General features: G+C 64.9%; 19 protein-coding genes and 2 riboswitches. Of the genes, 13 read left to right on the forward strand and 6 right to left on the reverse strand.

The genetic code is table 11. From position 1 onward, the window contains the following. Positions 1–2 precede the first annotated feature (2 nt). A riboswitch (cyclic di-AMP (ydaO/yuaA leader) is annotated at positions 3–159 on the reverse strand. Between the two features lie 124 nt (positions 160–283). Then, positions 284–1,048: a M23 family metallopeptidase gene (locus LOC59_RS13005; RefSeq protein WP_229972435.1), complete on the reverse strand. Its 765-nt coding sequence runs from the start codon at positions 1,046–1,048 to the stop codon at positions 284–286. Positions 1,049–1,051: 3 nt separating this feature from the next. Continuing rightward, positions 1,052–1,255, reverse strand: a riboswitch (cyclic di-AMP (ydaO/yuaA leader). A 68-nt stretch (positions 1,256–1,323) separates the two neighbouring features. Continuing rightward, positions 1,324–2,037: a metal-dependent transcriptional regulator gene (locus LOC59_RS13010; RefSeq protein WP_227897552.1), complete on the reverse strand. Its 714-nt coding sequence runs from the start codon at positions 2,035–2,037 to the stop codon at positions 1,324–1,326. Positions 2,038–2,268: 231 nt separating this feature from the next. On the opposite strand from LOC59_RS13010, the gene serC reads away from it, so the two are divergent. Beyond that, positions 2,269–3,396: a phosphoserine transaminase gene (serC, locus tag LOC59_RS13015; RefSeq protein WP_227897551.1), complete on the forward strand. Its 1,128-nt coding sequence runs from the start codon at positions 2,269–2,271 to the stop codon at positions 3,394–3,396. 50 nt (positions 3,397–3,446) lie between these two features. Here serC and LOC59_RS13020 read toward each other — a convergent pair whose 3' ends face one another. From LOC59_RS13020 to LOC59_RS13030, 3 genes are read right to left on the reverse strand one after another with little or no spacing between them, the layout of a single operon-like run. Continuing rightward, a complete protein-coding gene (locus LOC59_RS13020) occupies positions 3,447–4,721 on the reverse strand; it encodes an MFS transporter (protein WP_227897550.1) in 1,275 nt (424 codons plus the stop codon). Between the two features lie 54 nt (positions 4,722–4,775). After that, entirely contained in the window at positions 4,776–5,297 is a 522-nt protein-coding gene (locus LOC59_RS16610; protein ID WP_227897549.1) for a DUF3027 domain-containing protein, read from the reverse strand. Positions 5,298–5,312: 15 nt separating this feature from the next. Next, on the reverse strand, positions 5,313–5,696 hold the full coding sequence (locus LOC59_RS13030) for a cold-shock protein (protein ID WP_227897548.1): 384 nt from the start codon (positions 5,694–5,696) through the stop codon (positions 5,313–5,315). A gap of 228 nt (positions 5,697–5,924) precedes the next feature. Here LOC59_RS13030 and LOC59_RS13035 point away from each other — a divergent pair, with 228 nt between their 5' ends. The 11 genes from LOC59_RS13035 to LOC59_RS13085 all read left to right on the forward strand — a co-directional run bounded on the left by LOC59_RS13035 (position 5,925) and on the right by LOC59_RS13085 (position 16,559). Beyond that, positions 5,925–6,230 carry a hypothetical protein gene (locus LOC59_RS13035; protein WP_227897547.1) on the forward strand — a complete coding sequence of 102 codons (306 nt, stop codon included), beginning with the start codon at positions 5,925–5,927 and terminating at the stop codon, positions 6,228–6,230. A 40-nt stretch (positions 6,231–6,270) separates the two neighbouring features. Then, a complete protein-coding gene (locus LOC59_RS13040; protein ID WP_227897546.1) occupies positions 6,271–8,706 on the forward strand; it encodes a helicase-associated domain-containing protein in 2,436 nt (811 codons plus the stop codon). Next, positions 8,699–10,345 (forward strand): DNA repair helicase XPB, encoded by a 1,647-nt coding sequence (locus LOC59_RS13045; RefSeq protein ID WP_227897545.1) that lies wholly within the window; start codon positions 8,699–8,701, stop codon positions 10,343–10,345. The genes LOC59_RS13040 and LOC59_RS13045 overlap by 8 nt, the downstream gene beginning before the upstream one ends. A 180-nt stretch (positions 10,346–10,525) precedes the next feature. Continuing rightward, complete coding sequence (locus LOC59_RS13050) at positions 10,526–10,879, forward strand: DUF6507 family protein (RefSeq protein WP_229972437.1); 354 nt, start codon at positions 10,526–10,528, stop codon at positions 10,877–10,879. Further along, positions 10,876–12,084, forward strand: a complete 1,209-nt coding sequence (locus tag LOC59_RS13055; protein ID WP_227897543.1) for a hypothetical protein — start codon at positions 10,876–10,878, stop codon at positions 12,082–12,084. Before LOC59_RS13050 ends, LOC59_RS13055 begins: the two co-directional genes overlap by 4 nt. Further along, complete coding sequence (locus LOC59_RS13060) at positions 12,060–12,509, forward strand: hypothetical protein (RefSeq protein WP_227897542.1); 450 nt, start codon at positions 12,060–12,062, stop codon at positions 12,507–12,509. The genes LOC59_RS13055 and LOC59_RS13060 overlap by 25 nt, the downstream gene beginning before the upstream one ends. Further along, positions 12,496–12,951, forward strand: coding sequence for a hypothetical protein (locus LOC59_RS13065; protein WP_227897541.1), 456 nt, complete (start codon positions 12,496–12,498; stop codon positions 12,949–12,951). The genes LOC59_RS13060 and LOC59_RS13065 overlap by 14 nt, the downstream gene beginning before the upstream one ends. Continuing rightward, entirely contained in the window at positions 12,944–13,762 is an 819-nt protein-coding gene (locus LOC59_RS13070) for a hypothetical protein (protein WP_227897540.1), read from the forward strand. Before LOC59_RS13065 ends, LOC59_RS13070 begins: the two co-directional genes overlap by 8 nt. A gap of 123 nt (positions 13,763–13,885) precedes the next feature. Further along, entirely contained in the window at positions 13,886–14,599 is a 714-nt protein-coding gene (locus LOC59_RS13075) for a response regulator transcription factor (RefSeq protein WP_227897539.1), read from the forward strand. A 54-nt stretch (positions 14,600–14,653) separates the two neighbouring features. Beyond that, complete coding sequence (locus LOC59_RS13080) at positions 14,654–16,105, forward strand: sensor histidine kinase (protein WP_227897628.1); 1,452 nt, start codon at positions 14,654–14,656, stop codon at positions 16,103–16,105. A 163-nt stretch (positions 16,106–16,268) separates the two neighbouring features. Continuing rightward, positions 16,269–16,559 (forward strand): WXG100 family type VII secretion target, encoded by a 291-nt coding sequence (locus tag LOC59_RS13085; protein ID WP_227897538.1) that lies wholly within the window; start codon positions 16,269–16,271, stop codon positions 16,557–16,559. A gap of 101 nt (positions 16,560–16,660) precedes the next feature. Here the strand turns inward: LOC59_RS13085 and groL are convergent, their stop codons facing one another. After that, a complete protein-coding gene (groL, locus tag LOC59_RS13090) occupies positions 16,661–18,295 on the reverse strand; it encodes a chaperonin GroEL (protein ID WP_227897537.1) in 1,635 nt (544 codons plus the stop codon). A 397-nt stretch (positions 18,296–18,692) separates the two neighbouring features. On the opposite strand from groL, the gene LOC59_RS13095 reads away from it, so the two are divergent. After that, a complete protein-coding gene (locus LOC59_RS13095) occupies positions 18,693–19,313 on the forward strand; it encodes a TM2 domain-containing protein (protein ID WP_229972439.1) in 621 nt (206 codons plus the stop codon). Positions 19,314–19,434: the final 121 nt, after the last annotated feature.

The raw sequence follows: 19,434 nt of genomic DNA on the forward strand, positions 1-19,434 counted from the left end.
TGTTTGCCTCTCCCAACGCCTGCGAGGTGAGCTGTCGGATTCGGATGGGAGTCACCCGGCTGCGGACGGCTAGGTCCAGCAACTTAACCCCTAGGGCTTCTTACGAAACCCAAAATTGGTTCCCCCGCCTCTGCCATGCGATTTTTGCGAACGGATCTCAGACAGTGGCAGAGCTCGGCGAACTGTTCGAGAGTGCCCGGTCTTTGCGAACCAGGCACGGTGACGAGAATATAACAACATCAGGGAAATGTCACGCTCAGGTCACGAAAGCGTGTTGAGCGGATCACAACCACCCAAGAGGGTCGACAGCAGTGCCGTTTACCATTACTTCGAAATGCAGATGGCAGCCGGTTGATGCGCCGGTGCTGCCGCTGGCGCCCACCAAGTGGCCGCGCTGGACCTTATCCCCCACAGACACGCTGATGGCGGAAAGGTGATTATACGTCGTCTCCACGCCATTGCCGTGATCGAGGACCACGCGGTTCCCGCCGCCGAGGGCATGCCACCCGGCAAAGGTAACGGTGCCGCTGGCTGCTGCCGTGACCTCGGTCCCGCAGGCAGCAGCAAAGTCCTGGCCGGTGTGCAGCTCTCCCGCTGCTCCCGTGATCGGACTGACCCGGTAACCGAAGGACGAGGTCTGCACCAGTTCGGATTCCAGCGGCGTGGCCAGTGTGCCCTTGGCTGCGGCCGGCGTGACGTCCATTCCGGCCACGGTGAGCCCCTGGAGCTTGGCGTCCGGATCAAACTTGCTGGTAAGCGCCGCCCGGTCGAAGCTCAGTGTGGCGTTCGGATCCGCCGACACGGCAGGTGCCGCTGACGGCATGGGCTGCTCCATCGGAATATCGGCAGCAGCGGTCGTAGGCAGGGCGACCGTCAGGACCAGGCCCGATGCCGCAGCACCAATGGCCAGCTTCTGTGCCGACGCCCCAAGGGGGCGCTGGACTGTTTCTGCGCGGCGCCGGCCTGTTGACCGGTCGGTGGAGCGTGGGCGCAGCGGTGCAGCCGGTGTTTCGGCTCTGCGCCTGCCCGAAGCTGCATGCTTCGACAAGTTTTTCCCTCTCTGCAAAGCCTGCGAAGTTAGCTGTCGGATTCGAGTAGAGAAAACTCGGCCTCTGACGCACGGGATCCGCAAGGATTCCATGCTGCTCGGAGGCTTCACCCCAAGGCAGCCCTGCTGCCGGTGATTGGGTCCTCCGCCCCTGCCTTCGAACGGTTGCACCTGCGGTCCAGTGGCAGGGTTCGGCTGTCGGACCGGTAAGCGGTGGGGTTGCTGTAGTCAGATGCAACTATAGGGTAAAAAGTCGAAAAGATACCATTCCGTTATCAGGACACCGGAATGTCGCGGGCGGGCTGCGCGACAAAGACGTGGGATGCCACTTCCGCGGGCAGTTCCAGTGCGCCTTCAATCCCGGGAACCCGCACGGAGATATAGCCGCCTACCACCTCCGCCGTAATGGTGGCGCCGGGCCGCAGGCCGGCTTCATCGAGCTGGGTCAGCAGTTCGGGATCCACCTGGATCGGTTCGGCCAGCCGTTCCAGCAGCATCTCTTCTCCCGGCTGGGCAGAACCCACCGCCGAGACCAAATTCAGGCAGCTGGTTGTCTGCGCCGAGGGCAGCCCGCCAATCGCCTCCAGGCCTGGAATGGGGTTCCCGTAGGGCGACTCTGTGGGGTGTCCCAGCAAGTCGTAGAGCCGCCGTTCCACCCGTTCGCTCATCACGTGTTCCCAGCGGCAGGCCTCGTCATGGACGTAGGCCCAGTCCAGTCCGATCACGTCGGCCAGCAGGCGCTCGGCCAGGCGGTGCTTGCGCATGACCTCCGTTGCCCGCCGGCGTCCGAATTCGGTCAGCTCCAGCTGACGGGTTCCCGAAACCACAACCAGGCCATCGCGTTCCATCCGGCCGATGGTCTGGGAGACCGTAGGACCGGAATGGCGCAGGCGCTCGGCAATCCGCGCCCGGAGAGCCACGATGTTCTCCTCTTCGAGTTCCAGAATGGTTCGAAGATACATCTCAGTTGTGTCTATGAGGTCCGTCATGACCAGCCGCTCCTAGCATTCGTGCGGAAGAGAAGGGATGGAAAACCGGCGTGGCGCAGACCGCGCCGCAGGTTCGGTTCCACGTTAGCCCATCGCACCGAACCGGGCCCAAACACCATGCCGCGGGCCACCTTAGGGCACCCGGTCACAAATAGGAACGTCACGGCCGCCGGGTGTTGAATGGAAATGTACGTGAAGTACCCTGCCAACCCGCTTGGAGCAAATACAACAATGGGCGAAACCACCGCACTTACCATCCCTGCAGATCTTCTTCCAAAGGACGGACGTTTCGGTGCCGGTCCTTCCAAAGTCCGCCCCGAACAAATGGAGGCTCTCTCCCGTGCCGGAGCAAAGCTCCTTGGCACCTCCCACCGCCAGGCTCCGGTCCGGAACCTGGTCGGCAGCGTCCGGGAGGGACTCTCCTCGCTGTTCTCCGCTCCCGAAGGATACGAAGTAGTCCTCGGCGTTGGCGGATCCACGGCGTTCTGGGATGTTGCGTCATTCGGCCTCGTGGAGAACAAGGCACAGCATCTTTCATTCGGTGAATTCGGATCCAAGTTCGCTGCGGCTACGAACAAGGCGCCTTTCCTGTCCGCATCCAGCATCATCAAGGCGGAGCCCGGAACCCGTCCCGAGGCGCAGGCCGAGGCGGGCGTCGACGTGTACGCCTGGCCGCAGAATGAGACGTCCACGGGCGTTGCGGCTCCGGTCCGCCGGGTCGAAGGTGCGGACAAGGATTCCCTGGTCCTGATCGACGCGACATCCGCTGCCGGCGGACTCGACGTCGACCTCTCGGAGGCGGATGTCTATTACTTCGCACCGCAGAAGAACTTCGCGTCCGACGGCGGGCTCTGGCTTGGCATGTTCTCCCCGGCCGCCATTGAGCGTGCAGCGCGGATCAACGCATCGGACCGCTGGATCCCCGATTTCCTGAACCTGCAGACGGCAATCGACAACTCACGCCTGAACCAGACCTACAACACGCCGTCGCTCTCCACCCTGGTGACACTGAACGCCCAGCTGGAGTGGCTGAACTCGAACGGCGGGCTGAAGTTCGCCACGGACCGCACGGCAGACTCAGCAGGCCGTATTTATGCCTGGGCCGAAGCGTCCTCCGTCGCCACGCCGTTTGTTGGCCGGGCCGAAGACCGGTCCAACGTGATCGCAACCATCGACTTCGACGATTCGATCGACGCTGCCGGGATCGCCAAGACCCTGCGCGCGAACGGCGTGGTGGACGTTGAGCCGTACCGCAAGCTCGGCCGCAACCAGCTGCGCATCGCGACGTTCGTGGCGATCGAACCCGAGGACGTCAGCGCACTGCTGCAGTGCATCGACTACGTTATCGAGCATTCCTAGCAGCAGGCATCCGGCACCCGCCGGGCAGCCGCACGAACAGGGCCCCGCCGCTACCGCGGTTTGGGGTCCTGTTCCGTTTCCCGGGTCGTCAGGTAGAGGCGCCGCCGGACGGTGCGGTCGTAGTGCAGGCGCAGATGGTGGGAACGCCAGGCCCAGACCAGTCCCACCACGGCGGTGATGATGCCCGATGCCGCCGCGACCCCAAGGCTCCACCGCGGTCCGAAAGCGTTGGACACCCAACCCACGATCGGCGCACCGAGCGGCGTCCCGCCCATGAAAATGGCGAAGTACAGCGCCATGACACGCCCGCGCATGACGGGGGTCGTCGTCGTCTGCACATAGGCATTTGCACTTGTCATCAGGGTCAGCGCAAACAGCCCGGTGGGAATCAGGGACAGGGCAAAGATCCACAGGTTCGGGGAGAACGCCGCAAGCAGGCAGGAAACCCCGAATGCTCCCGCAGCCCCGAAGATGAAGCGCAGCCGCGGGCGTTCCCGCCGGGCGGAGAGCAGTGCCCCGCAGACAGAACCTATGGCCATGATCGAGTTCAGCAGACCGAAGATTCCCGCGTCCTGGCCAAACTCGGTGCGGGCCATGGCTGCTATATATACGGCGAAGTTGAGGCCGAATGTGCCCACGATGAAGATCGCCACCAAGACCATGACCAGGTCCGGCCGGTACTTCACGTACTTCAGCCCTGCCCGGATGCGCCCCTTGCCCGGAGGCGCCTTGGGCAGCACCCGCAGCTCCGCGCTGCGCATTTTCAGCAGCGCCAGGACCATCGCCGCAAAAGTCACGGTATTGATGAGGAACACCCAGCCGGGCCCGACCGCCACGGTCAGCAGGCCCGCTGCTGCGGGGCCGACCATGCGGGCACCGTTGAAGGACGCACTGTTCAGCGCGACGGCGTTGGGCAGGTTCTCCTCGGAGACCACCTCGGAGACAAAACTCTGGCGGGCCGGGGCGTCAATCGCCGAGACGACACCCAGCGCCAGCGCGAAAGCGTAGACGTGCCACAGGTGTGCATGTCCCGAGAGCACCAGCAATCCCAGCCCGGCGCCCAGGGCAGCCATGGATACCTGGGTGGTGAGCAGGACCTTTCGCCGGTCGTAACTGTCGGCGATGAGCCCGGCCCAGGGGGCGAGCAGCAGCTGGGGTCCAAGCTGGAGCGCCATCACAATACCCATGGCCGCGGCATCCTGGTTCGTCAGGATGTCATAGACCAGCCAGTCCTGGGCCGTGCGCTGCATCCAGGTGCCGATATTGGAGACCAGGGCTCCAATGAACCAGATGCGGTAGTTGAAGATGCGAAGCGAACGGAACATGGGGGTTCACTTCTCCCTTCCGGGATCAAGAACCTGGTTCCGCCTGCTCAACTGTTATTCGTCCTCCATGGCCGCGCCGTCGGCTGCGTCCTCTTCCGGTTCGACTGCCTTTTCCTGCTCTTCAGCCCCGGTCCGGGGTTCCTCATTTTCGGGGGCAGCGTTCTCTGCGCGCTCCCCTGCCTTTACTTCTGCCTGGGCAGCAACATCCTCCGGACGGAGCCGCTCGGACCACGGAACCCATTCCGGAGCCAGGACAGAGTCCTCGGAGGGCAGCAGTCCGACTTCGCAGACCGTGGCGACCTTTCCGCGGGGAACCCGCGCAACGGTGGCGTACCACTGCCAGCCGCGGTAGCCGGCCCGATTCGCCTGGAACCGGTGGGTAACCAGCCGGTCAGCTTCAGGCACTGCCCCGATCCACTCTCCCAGCTGGACCTCCGGCACCACTTCCAGGAGCCCGGCGCGTGCCGTCTCCACGGCAGCTGCCAGCACGGCGTCCGGTTTGGAGGGCCGGCGCTGGGGCTTCCGTGCCGCGGGTTTTTTCGGCTCTTCTGGAACGAAGGTGTCGGTTGTGTTCACTGCGTGGATCTGCCCCTATGCGTCAAGGTCATCGGCGACGGCCCGCAGCACTGCAGCAACCTTGGTTGCGTGCTTTTTCTCGGGGTACCGGCCCCGGCGCAGTCCGTTGGAAATGCCGTCCAACAGTTTAATAAGGTCTTCGGTAATCACGGCCATGTCGTCAGCCGGCTTGCGCGTGGCCTTCGCCACCGAGGGCGGAGCTTCCAGGATGCGCGCGGAAAGCGCCTGCGGCCCGCGGCGGCCGTCCGCCACACCAAACTCCATGCGGGTTCCAGGCTTCACCTCGCTCACACCGGAGGGAAGTGCGGAGGCATGCAGAAAAACTTCCTGGCCGTCGTCAGTGGCCAGGAATCCGAATCCCTTGCCAGTGTCGAACCACTTGACCTTGCCGATGGGCACTTCGCTTACCTCGTTCTTAGCTAATGGATGCGGCGGTCCCGCCGCATACGGTGGTGCATCCGCAGCGAATCTCCGTTGATTCCCTGCATCGCTGTCCCAGCCGGGCGGCAGGGCACTTCCAGAGATACTACGGTGAAGTCTGTTCCCTTTAGAATATCCCGACGCTGCTAATCGCACTCCAGTGTCCGCTTTGATGGCCGGAAATTTTAGCTGTTAGCGTTAAACATCATGGACGAACGCCTCCCGCACCCGGGAAAATCTGCTGCCAACTCTCCCGGCGGGCCCGCTCATTCCGAGGGCGCCGGAGCTGCCCCCCGCACCCCCCGTTCACCGCTGCGGCTGATTGTGACGGTGCTGGCCGCGCTGCTGGCGCTTGCCGGCGTCGCGAGCCTTGCTGCCCTGCTCCTGGAAGCGCTGCGCGGCGAAAGCGTCTGGCCCGGTTTTGCTGCCGGGGCTTTCTACGCCCTGCCGATCGCTTTTGTGCTGATGGCGGGGCTGGTAATTGACTCAATCGTGCGCCGGCGGCGAGGCTGACCCGTTTGTTTTCGCCTCCACTCGGGTAACGTATTGGACGATGTCCGCGATCCGAGCATTGGCCGAAGACCTTGCAGCGCGCAGTGACGAACAACTGCGTGAGCTTTTGACCGCCCGGCCGGACCTGGTGCTTCCTCCGGTGCCGGATTTCCAGGCCCTGGCGGCCCGCGCATCCACGCGCATCAGCGTCCAGCGGGCGCTGGAAAAGCTCACGGCTCCCCAGATGCAGGTCCTCGAAGCACTGGATCTCACCACCAATGAGGACTCACACCTCAGCACAACGGCCTCCTGGCTGAAGGCCTCGATCGCCGGTTCAACCATCAAGGCCCTGGATTCGATCCTCAGTTACCTGCACCAGCTGGCGCTGCTGCGCCGTGCCCGCCCCCACCCCGGCGCCCCGAAGGCCGACGCCGGACGCCGCTTCTACCTGCCGGTGTCCGTTCTGGGTGAGGCGCTGGGCGCCTACCCGGCAGGGCTTGGCCGCCCGTATTCCACGCTCGCTGCCCAGCAGCCCGAGTTCGGGCAACGCCTCGTCGAGATCGTGGAGGGGCTGAGAAAGCGCGGCCTGCCCATCGAGAAGGCAGACACTCCCGCCACGGCGGCACATTCCCTGCATCACCTGGTCTCGGACCCGGCGGGCTGGAACGCCCTCCTGGCTGACGCACCGCCGCAGACCGGGGACCTGCTGCGCCGGTTCAAGTACTCCCCTGTCGGGACTATCCCGAAGAAGGCCGCCATCAGCCGCGCCGTGCTGGATAATCCCTCGCCGACTCCGGTCGAATGGCTCGTCGCGCACGGCCTGCTGGTGCCGCTGGATGCCCTGCATGTGGAGCTGCCCCGTCCCGTAGGCCAGGCGTCGCGCGGCCATGTCATCGTTTCTGATTTCCAGCTTGAGCCTGTGTCCCCGACACCGCGGGCGGTGCCGAATACCCTGCGCGACAACGCGGCCTTCGGAGCGGTAGCTGAAACCCTGCGCCTCATGACCGAACTGCTGGCCGTCGCTGCGGAGGCACCCATTGGAACCCTGCGGTCGGGCGGAGTGGGCGTGCGGGAGGTGCGGCGCGTCTCCGAAGCACTGCGGCTGGACCCCATGGGTACGGCCTGGCTGTTGGAGCTGGCTGCCCTCTCCGGCCTGCTGGTTCTTGATGCGGCCACCGCACGGTGGGGAACTGCCGAAACCGATTGGCTGACCCTGGACCGCGAGCTGCAGTGGCGCCGGCTGGTGGAATCCTGGCTGGAGGCAGAGCGGGCGCCCTCGCTGGTGGGCGGACCGCTGCCCGGCGGAGGAGTGATTAATGCCCTGGCCGGAGAGCTCTCGCGCCCCGATGCGCCCCTCGTGCGGCGCCGGGCCCTGGAAATGCTGTCCGAACTTTCCGCCGCGGGCGTTGGCCAGGAAACCCATTCGGCAGCGTTCGACGTCGAGGACCTGATCGGCGCACTGACCTGGCATCAGCCCAGGCTGCAGCGCAGGTTCGCCCGCCTGGTTCCGGGCATCCTCAAGGAGGCTGCCCAGCTGGGCCTCATCGGATCGGGTGCCCTCTCTGAGCTCGGCCACGCGGTGGCCGCCTCCGATTTCGGTAGGGCGACCGGAAGGCTAAACCAGGCCCTGCCGGCACCCCTGAGTTCATTCCTGCTCCAGGCCGACCTGACCGCGGTGGCACCCGGTTACCTGGATCCTTCAGTCGCCCGGCAGCTCTCCCTCATCTCAGATGCCGAGGGCCGCGGACCTGCCGCGATCTACCGCTTCTCGGCAGATTCCATCCGCCGCGCCCTTGATGCCGATATGGACGCCGCCTCGATCCTGGAGTTTTTGTCCCACTACTCTGCCACCGAGGTTCCGCAGCCGCTGCGCTACCTCGTGGAAGACACCGCCAGCCGCCATGGGCGCCTGCGCATCGGTGCAGCCTGGTCCTACCTGCGCAGTGACGACGAGGCAGCGCTCAACGCACTGGTTGCCGATCCCCGCTCCGCGCCGCTGGGGCTGACGCGGATTGCGCCGACAGTGGTTTCCTCCGCTGCCACGCCGCAGGAACTCGCACTGGCTATCCGCGGCCTCGGCTACGCGCCGGTCATGGAAGGCAGGGCCCGCGAGGCCAACGGTTCCCATGTCCGCCCCCCTGTGCCGGCACCGTCGTCGTCCAGTACCCGGGTGAACCAATGGGAACTCAGTGATGAGGACCTGGATGCCCAGCTGGCTGCGCTCCGCGGCCGCGGGCCGGCTGTGGCCAAACATAATGATGAGTCGATGCCGCTGGTAGGGCTGGAGACGCTGCGCAAGGCCATCCGCACCAAGAGTTCCGTGCGGATGGGAGTGGTGGACAGCCAGGGGAATGAACGGCAGGAGATCTTCGTTCCCCTTTCGGTAGGCGAGGGGCGGGTCAGGGTCTTCGATCCGCGGCGCGACGTTGAGCGCGTAGTGTCAATACACCGGATAATGGATGTGGAAATAGTGGAGGGCAGCCCAGCACATGGTTGACGGACCGTTGATCGTCCAAAGTGACAAGACCATCCTGCTGGAAGTGGATCACGAGAAAGCCCAGGAAGCCCGCCACGCGATTGCGGCTTTTGCGGAACTCGAACGGGCTCCCGAGCACATCCACAGCTACCGGCTGACGCCCCTGGGGCTGTGGAACGCCCGCGCCGCGGGCCTGGACGCCGAACAGGTACTCAACACCCTGCTCACGTATTCCCGTTTCCCGGTTCCGCACTCCCTGCTCGTGGACATCGAAGAGACGATGTCCCGCTACGGGCGGCTCCGGCTCGAGAAGGATCCACAGCACGGGCTGGTGCTGCGGACCAATGACTATCCCGTCCTTGAGGAAGTGCTGCACGCCAAGAAGATCCAGCCGCTGCTCGGCCCCCGGATCGACGGGGAAACCGTGGTGGTGCAGTCCGCGATGCGAGGCCAGCTCAAACAGCTCCTGCTCAAGCTGGGCTGGCCGGCGGAAGACCTCGCCGGCTACGTTGACGGAACTCCCCATCCGATCCTGCTGAACGAGGACGGCTGGGCCCTGCGCCCTTACCAGAAGCTGGCCACGGAGAATTTTTGGGCCGGCGGCTCGGGCGTGGTGGTGCTTCCGTGCGGTGCCGGGAAGACCCTCGTGGGTGCTGCTGCCATGGCTACCAGCTCCACGACCACGCTGATCCTGGTCACCAACACCGTCTCGGCACGGCAGTGGAAGGATGAGCTCCTCAAGCGCACATCGCTCACTGAAGACGAAATCGGCGAGTACTCCGGCGCGGTCAAGGAAGTCCGTCCGGTCACCATTGCCACGTACCAGGTGCTCACGCTCAAACGCGGAGGACTGTACCCGCACCTGGAATTGCTGGACGCCAACGACTGGGGCCTGATCATCTATGACGAGGTCCATCTGCTCCCGGCACCCATCTTCCGTATGACGGCTGACCTGCAGGCCCGCCGCCGGCTTGGACTCACGGCCACCCTGGTCCGTGAAGACGGCCGCGAGGGTGAGGTCTTCTCCCTCATCGGGCCAAAGCGCTATGACGCTCCGTGGAAGGACATTGAGGCCCAGGGCTACATTGCGCCCGCAGACTGCATCGAGGTCCGGGTGGACCTTCCGCGGGACGAGCGCGTTGCGTACGCCATGGCGGAAGACGGCGACAAGTACCGCCTGTGTTCGACGTCGGAAACCAAGTCCAAGGTGGTTGAGGACCTGGTCCGGCGCCATGCCGGGGACCAGATCCTGGTCATTGGCCAGTACATCGACCAGCTGGACGAACTGGCCGAACGCCTGGACGCCCCGGTGATCAAGGGTGAGACTCCGGTAAAGGAACGCCAGCGGCTCTTCGACCTCTTCCGCAGGGGGGAACTCAAGACCCTGGTGGTCTCCAAGGTCGCAAACTTCTCGATCGACCTGCCCGAAGCCTCGGTGGCCATCCAGGTCTCCGGGTCCTTCGGCTCGCGCCAGGAAGAAGCGCAGCGCCTCGGGCGCCTGCTGCGCCCGAAGGCTGACGGCCGGGCAGCGCACTTCTACACCGTCGTCGCGCGGGACACCCTGGACCAGGACTTCGCTGCGAAGCGGCAGCGCTTCCTGGCCGAGCAGGGCTACGCCTATTCCATCCAGGACGCTGCGGACATCGAAAAGCCCGCCTAGCCGAGGCGGGGTTTCCGTCCGAGCCGTGTAACTTTCCTGTCATGCTCCCGCCGCGGATAGTTTTCCCCATGGGTAGTTCTCCCCATGGGGCATTTGTGTTTCCTGCGCTAGATTCTTAGAGGCAATAGCCAGAGATTTGCTTCAGCGGAACGCAGCTCGTTCTGTCATCCAGGGGGGAAGATGCCGATTAACGGCTGGGATATCCAGGTCGCCGCAGTCCGCGGCGTCATTGGGAAGGCGCGGGCCACGGTGGAAGACCTGCAGGCCGAAGAGACCAAGCTCCAGAACGCGGTCACCTCCGCTGCCTGCTCCGCCAACAGTCCCGTCATCCTTCAGGCACTCACGGACTGCTATGAGGACTATTTGTCCCGGCTGCTCAACAGCGGCACCATTCGCGGCGACAACGCCTGCAATTCGACCAGCGACGCCGTCAATTCTTATGTGCGCGGCGATGAAGAGATGGCCGGCAATGCCAATCGGATGGCAGGGGAATCCCCGGCTGCCGGCGCGGACAGCACAGGAGGCGGACGGTGAGCGCGGGGAATCTCCCGGTGCTGCCGGACACCTGCGCCATCCGTGAAGACGCGGCCGCGATCGATGCGTCGGGAAAACGGGCGAAGGACTACGGCCAGGATCTGGTTGCAACCTGGACAGCGCTCCAGGACAGCTATCAGGCCCCCGAGCAGGACATAGTCCACGGTGCCATGGACAAAGCGGCCATTTACACCGACGCAACAGCGGATGTGACCGGCGCAATCCGGAATGCCCTTGATGCCTACGCCGACGCCGTCGACGCGCTTCGCCCCCGCTACGACGCCCTCGTGGCAGCGCTGGAAGCCCACGCCTGCCGGCCGCTGGACGACGACAGCCAGGAAAGCGCGGCCGCCGCACAGTCAGAAGAAGCACGCCTCACCCGTGAGTCAGCCTCGATAGCCGCCGAGCTCCAAGCTGCCGAAGACGCCTGCGCTGCTGCGATTTCCGGTCTGCACACGTCATTTCTGGAGCCGCACAGAATCGCAACGTCGCCCTACGCCGCGGTCTCATCCGGCCTGGCGGCCAACGGACTCCTTTCAGTGCACCAGAACCCCGGTCCCCGGCTGATTAGGATCGCTTTGGACCCCGGCTCCAACAGGCGCCGGCTCAATGTGCCCGGATCAGTCACACTGCGGTTGAACGGCCGGCCGTACCGCTACCTCCCGGCCGGCAGCCTCATGGCGGCGATGCTCGCGCCACTGGGCGCACGGGCGCTGACCATTCATCGGCCGGTGTTCCGGGACCCCCAGGTCCCGGGAGCCCGGCGGCGGACCAACGCGAGTGGAAACAGCGTGGCCGCTCCGGAGCTGCCGCGCTGGGCGAACAGGGTGGCCAATGGACTGGGCGTGGCGGACGGCGCCTTGTCCGTCTACAAGAACTGGTCCGAACAATGGAACCAGGACCAGCTGGAGCATCCTGAGATGAGTACGGGAGACCGTGTAGGCAGTGCCGCCGCCACCGCCGTTGTCGAAGGCGGTGGTGCCATTGGCGGCAGCATCGCGGGAACAGCAATCGGCGCTTCCCTGGGCAGCCTGATCCCCATCCCGGTGGTGGGAACGCTTGCCGGGGCCGCTGTGGGGGGATGGGTAGGCGGTGCCGTCGGAGAAGGCATCGGAAATGTCGTGAGAAACCTGAGGGACAAGGGACTTGCTGACGCTGTGGGCGGAGGCCTCAAGGAAACATGGGAGAATCTGAAGCTATGGTGACAGCGGGGATGATCCTTTTCGTAGCAGCGGCTGTGGGCGGAATCGCTTATATGCTCATTTCCGGCATAGCGGCTTATAAGGGAACCTGGCGTACGTGGGCGGGCCAAAGAAGCGTCTATCAGTTCGGAAAGCAGAACTACCTCGGGTTCTTCGGGCTCTATTTGCAGCCCGTCATCATTGTGGCGGTCCTGCTGAGCCTGGTTACCATCCTGGGCGCTGAGTGGGTCACCGACTGGGTTCTGGTGCTCACCATCACCCCGCTTTTCATGGTGGCGTTCGCCTGCTGTTTCCGCCTCCCCCGGATTATGCTGCCCGCGTGGTACAAAGACTGGCTGGACCGCGGTGCGGACAAGGACGAAGTCCTGAAACCCGAGTATTCCTCCCCGTTCTCCTGGCTGCGAAAGCCTAGGAATGTTCACCGCTGAGTGCAGCGCCAATGTAGCGCTTGAACGCCCGTCCGACTGGGAGGTCATTCCGCACCCGGACGCGGAACTGGTGGTGGCAGCACCGCTCACGAAGTGGATGGAGGAGGGCGGCTTCCGCCCGAACGTCGCCGTGACGGCATTCCCCTTCCCCGGCACCGTAACCCAGCTGAGCACAGTTGTTATGGCGTCACTGCTGACGTCCCTGGCAGACCCCTATCTGCTCTCAGTGGACCCGGTCCCCCAACTGGAAGCCGTCCGCCGGCTCGAGTACCTGCACCGGGGGTCCGGCGGGCTGATCCACTGCAGCCAGCTGCTGTTGTTCCGCAACGGACTGGCCGCCTCTGTGACCACCTCCTGTTCGGCCAACCAGCTGACCGCCTACGACGAAGTCCTGGGCGCCATCGCGCTCTCGGCCACCCTGAAGGACCCCTCCAATGGTTGATATTGTCCCGGACCGCGAGCCGGCACTGGATGAGGCCGCGAGCCGGATTCTCGGAGCCGACCTTGAAGAACTCGGCGGCCTGTCGGCCCGGCAGCCCTTCAGCTCCCGGGGACCGTGGCTGAATGGTGAAGCGGTACATCTGCTGGATGCAGCCGCGGAGAGCGGCTATGCCGGCCGTTTCCAGCGGGCCGGCCGGAAGGCGGGCCTTGCCGCCCTGGTCGAGGCCGGGCTCATGGATACCGCCGGACGCCTGACGCCGGAGGGCATCACCGTCACGGCACCGCTGACCTCAGCACGTGCCTCCGTCAGCATCCATTGCCTGCATCCCCAGGGATCCACCGAGCTGCAGATACAAATCGATGACGAGGATGCCCTGGTACTCGCTGGCCCCTCCCGCGCGGAACTCGACGCGGGCCGCATCGACCGTTATGAGTCCCTCGTCCAGCTGGATTTCGTCGGTCTCCCCGATCTGGCCCAGGTGGTAGCTTCGTGGCTGGGCCTGGGTCCCGCCTGGACCCTCACGACGGGTGCCCTCGATTTCCCGACCGAGGTCTTCGACCGCCGTATCGCTTCCGTAGACGAGCCGCCGCCAACGGAGGATCCGGCGTGGATCCGGATGTGGAGCGAACCGTGGTTCATCTGGCGTGTCCAGGTGCAAACCGCGGCCGGTGCGGTCCCCGAGTGGGGCTACGTGGACGCGGGCCGGGCAGGTCAGCATCTGCTGACGGTTGACGCGGAGCGTGCCACGCTCGAGCCGGTGACCTCTGGAATGGCCTACCGCGACCTCGTTTCCGCGTTGACAGTCTTCTGACGTTTTACCGGTTCCGTTCCCGCAGGACCGTACCGGGATGCCTCAGTGCTTACATGGGACATTTCCAGCTGACTTATTGCCGGCCTACAGACAACGTCCAGCTGAATGTAAGAAACTAGGCGGGTGAACAAATCGTCTGCACCCGAAGCACGCCTCCTCGTTGTCGATGATGAGCCGAACATCCGCGAGCTGCTCTCCACCTCGCTGCGTTTCGCCGGCTTCGACGTCGTTGCAGCCGGAAACGGCCGCGAAGCCCTCGCCGCCGTGGACGAACACAGCCCGGACCTGGCTGTCCTGGACGTCATGCTTCCGGATATGGACGGCTTCACCCTGACCCGCCGGCTCCGGGCCGCGGGACGGCACTTCCCCGTAGTGTTCCTGACCGCCCGGGACGACACCGAAGACAAGGTCACCGGCCTCACCGTCGGCGGGGATGACTATGTGACCAAGCCTTTCAGCCTGGATGAAGTCGTGGCCCGGATCCGCGCCGTCCTGCGCCGCACCCAGCCCCTGGACGATGACGACGCCGTCATCCGCGTGGAGGATTTGGAGCTCGACGACGACGCGCACGAGGTCCGGCGCGGCGGGGTCACGATCGAACTCTCCCCCACCGAATTCAAGCTGCTGCGCTACCTGATGCTGAACCCGAACCGGGTACTGTCCAAGGCGCAGATCCTGGACCACGTATGGGAGTACGACTTCAACGGAGACGCTTCGATCGTGGAGTCCTACATCTCCTACCTGCGCCGCAAAATCGACCGCAGCCCTGATGCCCCCGCACTGATCCAGACCAAGCGCGGCGTCGGCTACCTGCTGCGCACCACGGAGAAGCGCTGAGCCTTGATCCGGCGCTGGAAGTCCGCTTCCCTCAGATCACAGCTGGTGGCCATTATGGCCGTGCTCATGGTGGTGACGGTGACCATTACCGGTCTTGCCACCATTTACGTGCTGCGCCAGATCCTTGTCAGCAGGCTCGATGCAGACATCCAGGACAATGCTCCGGCCATTTCGCGCTACCTGATCTCAGGTGCGCCCTCGACTGACACCTCACTGTTCCGTTTCTACGGCCTGTACCTGAATGACGACGGCGAGCACGGACCCGAGACGCACTCCGACACCGACTTTGATACACCGATACTGCTCAACATCACGTCGGACGAAGTCACGGCGCGGGACGGCCGGGGCTTTGACGTGCCCGGCACCGCCCCCGGCAGCAAGGGATGGCGGGTCAAGGTCTTCCATGTGGCAAACCTCCCCGGATCTGTTGCCGTAGCTGTCCCGTTGGACTCCGTGGCTGAGACCGTGGATGAGGCCGCCTCGCTGGTGTTTTCCGTGGGGCTGCTGGGCACGCTCGGCGCCACGGGCATTGCCTACTGGGCGGTCACGCGGCAGTTCCGTCCGCTGAGCCAGGTCGAGAAGACGGCCGCAGCCATTGCGGCCGGTGATCTTTCCCGCCGCGTGGAAGTCGGGAACCCGGCCACTGAAATCGGCAGGCTTTCCCGGTCACTGAACGCCATGCTCGCGCATATTGAAACCGCATTCGCTGCCCGGACGCAGTCCGAGCAGAAGATGCGCCGCTTCGTGCAGGACGCTTCCCATGAACTCCGGACACCGCTGGTGACCATTCGGGGATTTTCCGAGCTGTACCGCCACGGGGCGCTGCAAAAGCCGGAAGAAATCGCCGCTGCCATGGGCCGCATTGAAAGCGAAGCCAAGCGGATGGGCCAGCTCGTGGAGGATCTGCTCACCCTGGCCCGCGTCGATGAACAGCGCCCGCTGGAGTACCGGCCCGTGGACCTGATGATCCTGGGCAACGACGCCGCCCTTGACGCACGGGCCAGTGCCCCGGACCGGGAAATCCGCGTGGTCGGACTTGACGGCAATTCGCCCCGGAGCGCCCCTGCCATGGGTGATGAGGCACGGCTGCGTCAGGTCGTGGCAAACCTGATGACGAACGCACTCCGGTATACGCCGGAAGGCTCACCCATTGAAGTCGCCGTAGGCGTAGCACCGGTGATTCATGACCGGATGGACGCCGTGCTTGAAGTTCGGGACCATGGACCCGGAATCTCGGAAGAGGACGCAGCCAGGGTTTTCGAGCGCTTCTACCGGGCCGATTCCTCGCGTTACCGGGAAACGGGTGGAACAGGTCTGGGATTGGCGATCGTCGCTGCCTTGGTGGCCCAGCACGACGGCACGGTCCGCCTGACCGAAACCGAAGGCGGCGGCGCTACGATGTCCATCCGCCTGCCGTATAAGCAGCCTGACAGCATGCCCGAACACGAGGACGAGACTGCAGAAGGCGACAGCCGGGAGGACGACGGCGGCGCCCTGCGTCCCTGAGTCCCGCTCGTCCCGGGCGGACCTGTCCTCCACCGCCCGGTCAACGCACCCCCGCTCTCCGCACTGTCCACCCTCTGGCGTGCGCTCCGGATGGCTGCCCTGCCCTGCCTGATCCTTGGAAGCACGGACCGCACCAGGCGGGCCCAGATGTGAGGAGGAAACCGTGGCGGGGTTTGTCGTCGACAGTGACATCCTGGCTGCCAAAAGCACCGAGGTCCGTGCGACCATCGACAGGCTGCAGGCAGACATCAATTCCATGCAGGCAGGGCTGCTGTCCCTCGGTGAGTCGTGGCAGGGACAGGCCTCGGCCAACTTCCAGCTGCTCATCACGGATTGGCGGACCACCCAGGCGAGGGTCGAAGAGTCGCTCGCCAGCATCAACCAGGCGTTGGCGTACGCCTCGGTCCAGTACGCAGACACGGAGGCGGCAAATACGGCGCTCTTTCGGCGCTAGGGAGGAGAACCTGCGGGTAACGCAACGGAGCGCGGCACCTCAAGAAGGTACCGCGCTCCTGCGCATGTGGTGCTGCCGGCCCGGGGGCCGGCGGTTGGGAACTAGAAGCCGCCCATACCGCCCATGCCACCCATGTCGTCGCCGCCCATGGCCGGTGCGGCCTTTTCGGGCTTGTCAGCAACAACAGCTTCGGTGGTCAGGAACAGACCGGCGATGGATGCAGCGTTCTGCAGCGCCGAACGCGTTACCTTTACCGGGTCGTTGATGCCTGCAGCAAGCAGGTCCTCGTATTCGCCGGTTGCGGCATTCAGGCCGAAGCCCTCGGGCAGGCCGCGGACCTTGTCGACGACAACGCCCGGCTCGAGGCCGGCGTTGTAGGCGATCTGCTTCAGCGGAGCATCGATCGCAACCTTGACGATGTTGGCGCCGGTTGCTTCGTCGCCTTCGAGGTTCAGGTTGGCGAATGCCTTCTGGCCGGCCTGGATCAGGGCCACGCCGCCACCGGCGACGATGCCTTCTTCAACCGCTGCCTTGGCGTTGCGGACGGCATCTTCAATGCGGTGCTTGCGTTCCTTGAGCTCAACCTCGGTTGCGGCACCGGCCTTGATGACTGCAACGCCGCCGGCCAGCTTGGCCAGGCGTTCCTGCAGCTTCTCGCGGTCGTAATCCGAATCGGAGTTCTCGATCTCGGCGCGGATCTGGTTGACGCGGCCGGCGATTTCGTCGGCGTCGCCTGCACCTTCGACGATGGTGGTCTCGTCCTTGGTGACAACAACCTTGCGTGCCTTGCCGAGCAGGTCCAGCGTGGCGTTCTCGAGCTTGAGGCCAACCTCTTCGGCGATGACCTGGCCGCCGGTCAGGATGGCGATGTCAGCCAGCTGGGCCTTGCGGCGGTCGCCGAAGCCCGGAGCCTTGACGGCTACGGACTTGAAGGTGCCGCGGATCTTGTTGACCACCAGGGTGGCCAGTGCTTCGCCTTCAACGTCTTCGGCGATGATCAGCAGCGGCTTGCCGGACTGCATGACCTTCTCGAGGACGGCAACGAGGTCCTTGACGTTGGAGATCTTGGAGTTGACGATCAGGATGTACGGGTCCTCGAGGACAGCTTCCTGGCGCTCTGCGTCGGTGACGAAGTAACCGGAGATGTAGCCCTTGTCGAAACGCATGCCTTCGGTGAGCTCAAGTTCCAGGCCGAAGGTGTTCGATTCCTCGACCGTGATGACGCCTTCCTTGCCAACCTTGTCCAGCGCTTCGGCGATGAGGTCGCCGATCTGCTGGTCACCGGCGGAGATGGAAGCCGTAGCAGCGATCTGCTCCTTGGTTTCGATTTCCTTGGCAGAGGCGAGCAGTTCGGCAGTGACGGCTGCAACAGCCTTCTCGATGCCGCGCTTCAGGCCCAGCGGGTCGGCGCCGGCAGCAACGTTGCGCAGGCCTTCCTTGACGAGGGCCTGAGCCAGGACGGTAGCCGTGGTGGTTCCGTCACCGGCGACGTCGTCAGTCTTCTTGGCAACTTCCTTGACCAGCTCGGCGCCGATCTTCTCGTAGGGATCGTCGAGTTCGATCTCCTTGGCGATGGAAACGCCGTCGTTCGTGATGGTGGGAGCGCCCCACTTCTTTTCAAGTACGACGTTGCGGCCACGCGGGCCGAGCGTGACCTTGACGGCGTCGGCGAGGGTGTTCAGGCCCCGCTCAAGGCCGCGGCGTGCCTCTTCGTCAAATGCAATGATCTTGGCCATAACGGCTATCGTCCTTCCGGAACAGTCATGCTTGGATGTTGCATTCCTTCTGAGGTGCCCGCGACGGACGGGGAGAATCGCACGATCTCTTTACGCGCGTTCCGCCCCTCACCCCAGCGGCTTGCTGGTTCACTCAACACAGGCGACTTTTAGCAGTCAGCCCGCAAGAGTGCTAAGTCAATAATTAGCACTCCCGCACCGGGAGTGCAAGCAGTCACGGCCGGTTGTGACCGGGGTTTCCATCCAAAACCCGAGCCGGTACCCCATCGCCCCACCGTGGACCGCCAGCTGCCTCCAAATCGCTGCCCGACGGCGTAGATTGGTCCCATGCACGCCCTTTCGTTACCAACGGGTTCCCTGCGGGCGGCGTGACCCCGACATCTTCAGGAGTAGGCAAATGGCGACGAACGAGCCCCCTCAGGGGCAACCCACCCCGGGCCAGCCGGAAGACCAGGATCCCACGGCGCAGGCCGCACATGGATCCAGCGCCGCCCCGCCTCCCTACGGCCGGCCGCCCGGCGATTACGACGAGTCGGCGCACCAGTCCCCGGAACCCGGCGGCTATCAGAGCCAAGGCCAAACAGGCCAGCCAGGGCAGAGCCCTTATCAGGGCGAGTATCCGGGACAGGGGCGCTACACGAACCCCGGGCACCCGGGCCAGTACCACGGTGAGTACCAGCCCACCGGCCAGTACCAGGGCCAGAACCCATATCCACCGGGCCCGCCGCCCGGCTACTACCAGCCCGGGCCGCCGAATCCTTACCAGCAGGGTTACCCGGCCCCGTACGGCTGGGCGCCGAAGTCCCGCCTCGCTGCTGGTTTGCTCGGCATCTTCCTCGGCGGCCTCGGAGTCCACCGGTTCTACCTCGGCTACACCACCATCGGCGTCGTGCAGCTGCTGGTAACCCTCTTCACTTTCGGGGCTGGTGCGATTTGGGGCTTCGTCGAGGGAATCATGATCCTGGCCGGCGCCCAGACCTTCCGGACTGATGCGCGCGGGATGCCGCTGCGGGAGTAATGGCCAGCGCCCAAGACCAGGGCGCCCCAACACGCGCAAAGAGAAAGAGCCGGGGGGCCCCCCGCGGGGGGGGGGCGCGCCGGGGGGGGTGGTGGGGGGGGGGGGGGGCACCCGCCCGCCG

This window comes from Arthrobacter sp. zg-Y916 (genome assembly GCF_020907385.1).
GTDB classification, from domain to species: domain Bacteria; phylum Actinomycetota; class Actinomycetes; order Actinomycetales; family Micrococcaceae; genus Arthrobacter_B; species Arthrobacter_B caoxuetaonis.